Source organism: Pantoea sp. CFSAN033090 (assembly GCF_001264395.1).
Classification (GTDB): Bacteria; Pseudomonadota; Gammaproteobacteria; order Enterobacterales; family Enterobacteriaceae; genus Pantoea; species Pantoea agglomerans.
This window is the reverse complement of sequence record NZ_LGYX01000040.1, coordinates 1-1,321: the sequence shown is the minus strand read 5'-3', so window position 1 is coordinate 1,321 and position 1,321 is coordinate 1. Positions and strand designations below refer to the sequence as shown.

The 1,321-nt window shown below is 55.1% G+C and carries 1 protein-coding gene; it reads right to left on the bottom strand.

Features of this window, described 5'->3' with window-relative positions:
• Positions 1-133 precede the first annotated feature (133 nt).
• Complete coding sequence (locus tag AFL22_RS22885) at positions 134-1,114, bottom strand: IS110 family transposase (protein ID WP_052272251.1); 981 nt, start codon at positions 1,112-1,114, stop codon at positions 134-136.
• Between the last annotated feature and the right edge of the window lie 207 nt (positions 1,115-1,321).

The window sequence follows — 1,321 nt, the reverse complement described above, 5'->3', positions numbered from 1 at the left end:
CCGCGCCAGGGACAACAGCGCCGGGAGCGCTTTTGAACAACGCAAAGCGTTGGCCCGTTTACGGGCGCACCTCAAGGATGACGTGCGTAATGGCGCGGGCCGAGCGTGTCAGCTACCGTCTTGATAGTCAAACTTATGCGCTGTAATTCGGGTCAAACTCCTGCTGCTTCATCAGCACTGCATAACAGATATGAACCAGCTTCCTCATCACTGCGCACAGGGCTGACATTTTAGCCTTACCGGCTTTTAACAGGCGCTCGTAGAAAATCCTGAGCATGGGATTATGTTTTATCGCCGTCATGGCGCTGAGATACAGTTTAGCCCGTAAATCGGCCGGACCCGTTTTGGTCAGGCGTGAACGGCCGTTCACTGAACTGCCTGACCGTTTCTCCCGCGGAACCAGACCCAGCCATGCCGCCGCCTGTTCCGGGCTGCTGAAGGCGTTTCCACGCAGCACTGCCAGCATATTCGAGCCCACCTGCTTACCAATGCCTTTCACCGACGTCAGGTACTTCATGTCCTGCTTCAGGTCCGGATGGTTATCAATATGGTCGTCGATCTGCTGCTGGACCGAAAGCAGCTCTGCATCCAGCGCCGCTATCATTTTTGTTACTGAAGCTTCAACGCGTGTGGAAAAGCGGGTGACGTGCAGTTTTTCCAGCCGGTTCTGCTCACGCTGCAAATCTTCCCGCAGCGCATCGCGCCTTTTCAGCAGCGCTTTCAGTTCCCGGATGGCCGGTGGCGGGGGCACCCATGCTTCCGGCTGGCGCAGTGCGCCATAGAGCGCCAGAACATGGGCATCTACGTGGTCGTTTTTCGTCAGAATGCCCATGCCTGTAGCAAAAGACCGCACACGGACCGGACTGGCAACCACCACGCGAAGTCCTTTTTCATGCAGACCATAAGCAAGATGCTCATGATAGGTTCCCGTCGGCTCCAGGATGACCTGTAGCTCAGAAAGAGCGACTTTTCTGACCGCCAGCCACTCAAGCAACTGCCGGGCCACGTCCGGTCCGTTAGAAAGCACTTTGGTTTTTTTCCTGCCCCCGGGGCCTTCCGGAAGCAGGCAGACATCAATTTTACTTTTCCCGACATCAACACCGAGCTGAATCATTTTGCGTCTCCTTTCACCTGATACCATCACGCCCGTTTCCCTTGTGCATGCGGAGTCGCTGCTCCTGGCAACCGTTCAAAGTTAATGCTGGCGTGAAAGGGGAAGCAGGAGATCTAGGCTGACACACAGGATCGAATCCTGATGGATGACACAGATTCATCCTGCTTCCTGTAGTGGGAGCTAACCACTACAGAAAACAAGATACAA

Bases quoted from the DNA above. Each gene is read 5' to 3' on its own strand.
- AFL22_RS22885 (WP_052272251.1), bottom strand. From the start codon at position 1,114: ATGATTCAGCTCGGTGTTGATGTCGGGAAAAGTAAAATTGATGTCTGC.